The following is a 3,881-nucleotide window of genomic DNA, read 5'->3' on the forward strand; positions in this document are numbered from 1 at the left end:
TGGCAAGGCGATGCTCTACCGCTGAGCCACTTCCGCATATAAATGGCTGGGGATTCAGGGATCGAACCTGAGAATGACGGAGTCAAAGTCCGTTGCCTTACCGCTTGGCTAATCCCCAACATATATTTTGTTACTCTTCTTGTAAAAGTGGCGGAGCTGACGGGATTCGAACCCGCGGTCTCCTGCGTGACAGGCAGGCATGTTGGGCCACTACACCACAGCTCCGTATGTAAGCTCGGATAAATCCGAAAGTGAAACTTTGGTTTGGTTGCGGGGGCAGGATTTGAACCTGCGGCCTTCGGGTTATGAGCCCGACGAGCTACCGGGCTGCTCCACCCCGCGTCATTTACTACTAAAGCTATTCATTTACAGAACGATCACTAATGCATGCATTAGCAAATTGCGCCCTGAAAACTGGATACGAAAGTTTAGGCTTGCTGAAGCCTTAATGCTGCTGTCTACTGGATGTATGGGTCACAGTAAACGTGTTTAGGATAAGCCCTCGACCGATTAGTATTCGTCAGCTACACACATTGCTGTGCTTCCACCCCGAACCTATCAACCTCGTCGTCTTCAAGGGGTCTTACATACTGGGAAATCTCATCTTGAGGGGGGCTTCACGCTTAGATGCTTTCAGCGCTTATCCCGTCCGTACTTGGCTACCCAGCGGTGCTCCTGGCGGAACAACTGGTACACCCCAACCCTTGGGACCTACTTCAGCCCCAGGATGCGATGAGCCGACATCGAGGTGCCAAACCTCCCCGTCGATGTGGACTCTTGGGGGAGATAAGCCTGTTATCCCCAGGGTAGCTTTTATCCGTTGAGCGATGGCCCTTCCATTCGGTACCACCGGATCACTAAGCCCGACTTTCGTCCCTGCTCGACTTGTAGGTCTCGCAGTCAAGCTCCCTTATGCCTTTGCACTCTTCGAATGATTTCCAACCATTCTGAGGGAACCTTTGGGCGCCTCCGTTACATTTTAGGAGGCGACCGCCCCAGTCAAACTGTCCACCTGACACGGTCCCCGAACCGGTTTCACGGTTCTAGGTTAGAACTCCGATACGATCAGGGTGGTATCCCAACGTTGCCTCCACACAAGCTGGCGCTCATGCTTCWWAGGCTCCCACCTATCCTGTACAGATCGTACCAAAGTTCAATATCAAGTTACAGTAAAGCTCCATGGGGTCTTTCCGTCTTGTCGCGGGTAACCTGCATCTTCACAGGTATTAAAATTTCACCGGATCTCTCGTTGAGACAGCGCCCAAGTCGTTACGCCATTCGTGCGGGTCAGAATTTACCTGACAAGGAATTTCGCTACCTTAGGACCGTTATAGTTACGGCCGCCGTTTACTGGGGCTTCGGTTCACAGCTTCGGRTTRCYCCTAACCGCTCCCCTTAACCTTCCAGCACCGGGCAGGCGTCAGCCCGTATACTTCGCCTTACGGCTTCGCACAGACCTGTGTTTTTGCTAAACAGTCGCTTGGGCCTTTTCACTGCGGCCCCCTCGGGCTATTCACCCTACCGAGGCACCCCTTCTCCCGAAGTTACGGGGTCATTTTGCCGAGTTCCTTAACGAGAGTTCTTCCGCGCGCCTTAGCATGCTCTGCTCGCCTACCTGTGTCGGTTTGCGGTACGGGCACCTAGATCTCACTAGAGGCTTTTCTTGACAGCCGGAGTACATGACCTTCGCTACTGCAATTTTCGCTCCCCATCACAGCCCAGCCTTATGATCGACGGATTTGCCTATCGATCAGCCTCACTGCTTGGACGGACTATTCCATCAGTCCGCGTCACTGCCCTTCTGTGTCACCCCATTGCTCAAACRATCTTCGGTGGTACAGGAATTTCAACCTGTTGTCCATCCACTACGCCTTTCGGCCTCGCGTTAGGTCCCGACTTACCCTGAGAGGACGAGCCTTCCTCAGGAACCCTTAGGCTTTCGGCGGACAAGATTCTCACTTGTCTTTTCGTTACTCATACCGGCATTCTCACTTGAATACAGTCCACCAGTCCTCACGGTCCAACTTCAATCCGTATTCAACGCTCCCCTACCCAAGTACCTAATGGTACATGTCATAGCTTCGGTGGTGTGTTTAGCCCCGTTACATTTTCGGCGCAGAGTCACTCGACCAGTGAGCTATTACGCACTCTTTAAATGATGGCTGCTTCTAAGCCAACATCCTGGTTGTCTTTGCAACTCCACATCCTTTCCCACTTAACACACACTTGGGGACCTTAGCTGATGATCTGGGCTGTTTCCCTCTTGACAATGGATCTTAGCACTCACTGTCTGACTCCCGAGTAGCACGTCTATGGCATTCGGAGTTTGACTGGACTTGGTAACCCTTGGCGGGCCCCGCACCCAATCAGTGCTCTACCTCCACGACGCTCATTCCTCGAGGCTAGCCCTAAAGCTATTTCGGGGAGAACCAGCTATCTCCGAGTTCGATTGGAATTTCTCCGCTACCCCCACCTCATCCCCGCATTTTTCAACATGCGTGGGTTCGGGCCTCCAGTGCGTGTTACCGCACCTTCACCCTGGACAGGGGTAGATCACACGGTTTCGGGTCTACGACCACGTACTTATTCGCCCTATTCAGACTCGCTTTCGCTACGGCTCCGTCTTCCCGACTTAACCTTGCACGTGATCGTAACTCGCCGGTTCATTCTACAAAAGGCACGCCATCACCCATTTAACGGGCTCTGACTTTTTGTAAGCGCACGGTTTCAGGTTCTTTTTCACTCCGCTTCCGCGGTGCTTTTCACCTTTCCCTCACGGTACTGCTTCACTATCGGTCACCAGGGAGTATTTAGCCTTGGCAGATGGTCCTGCCGGATTCCGACGGGGTTTCTCGTGTCCCGCCGTACTCAGGATCCGTCTCGGAGRGTGCTTGCTTTCGGTTACAGGGCTTTTACCTGCTCTGGCGGGCCTTTCCAGACCTCTTCGCCTACCAAACACTTTTGTAACTCCATGTGAGACGTCCTACAACCCCAAGRAGCAAGCTCCTTGGTTTGGGCTAATCCGCGTTCGCTCGCCGCTACTGACGGAATCACTATTGTTTTCTCTTCCTCAGGGTACTTAGATGTTTCAGTTCCCCTGGTATGCCTCTACCCAACCTATGTATTCAGTTGAGAGTAACTGTCCATTACGACAGATGGGTTTCCCCATTCGGAAATCCTCGGATCAATGCCTGCTTACGGCTCCCCGGGGCGGTATCGTTGTTCGCCACGTCCTTCTTCGGCTCCTGGTGCCTAGGCATCCTCCGTGCGCTCTTACTAGCTTAACCAAATGCTCAGGTGATCGCTCACCTTCGCTTACGTAAAAACAGCTTTAAAGGATGTTTCAGCAATTCTTTTTCTTTCGTTATCCAGTTTTCAAGGTGCAARRTAAATCACAGCGGAGCCTTAYGGCTGCTGCATAGGTGTAAAAYATAACACCTGCTTGGCGACGTCCTACTCTCCCAAGACCCTGCGGTCTAAGTACCATCGGCGCTGAAGGGCTTAACGGTCGTGTTCGGTATGGGAACGCGTGGTTCACCTCCGCCATCGCCACCAAACGGATGACTTGACTTRCATTGAAAGATGATTAATCTTTCAAAACTGACAACGAGTAAGCGATAAACTGCCAAGTTTATCCGAACCTCATCGGGYTCGGGTATTTCCTTAGAAAGGAGGTGATCCAGCCGCACCTTCCGATACGGCTACCTTGTTACGACTTCACCCCAATCATCTACCCCACCTTCGACGGCTAGCTCCCTTGCGGGTTACCCCACCGGCTTCGGGTGTTGTAAACTCTCGTGGTGTGACGGGCGGTGTGTACAAGACCCGGGAACGTATTCACCGCGGCATGCTGATCCGCGATTACTAGCAATTCCGACTTC

Annotated in this window: 3 tRNA genes and 3 rRNA genes; all 6 read right to left on the minus strand. The window is 52.6% G+C overall.

What is annotated here, in order from left to right:
- Nucleotides 1–43 precede the first annotated feature (43 nt).
- Nucleotides 44–118 (minus strand) — tRNA-Gln (locus tag AC1DSE_RS32655).
- 30 nt (nt 119–148) lie between these two features.
- A tRNA-Asp gene (locus AC1DSE_RS32660) sits at nt 149–225 on the minus strand.
- A 40-nt stretch (nt 226–265) separates the two neighbouring features.
- Nucleotides 266–342: transfer RNA gene (locus AC1DSE_RS32665), tRNA-Met, on the minus strand.
- Nucleotides 343–490: 148 nt separating this feature from the next.
- Nucleotides 491–3,287 (minus strand): 23S ribosomal RNA (locus tag AC1DSE_RS32670).
- A 153-nt stretch (nt 3,288–3,440) separates the two neighbouring features.
- A 5S ribosomal RNA gene (rrf, locus tag AC1DSE_RS32675) occupies nt 3,441–3,557 on the minus strand.
- Nucleotides 3,558–3,667: 110 nt separating this feature from the next.
- Nucleotides 3,668–3,881, minus strand: a 16S ribosomal RNA gene (locus tag AC1DSE_RS32680); the annotation flags it as partial.

The organism is Paenibacillus sp. 01L418 (genome assembly GCF_056400045.1).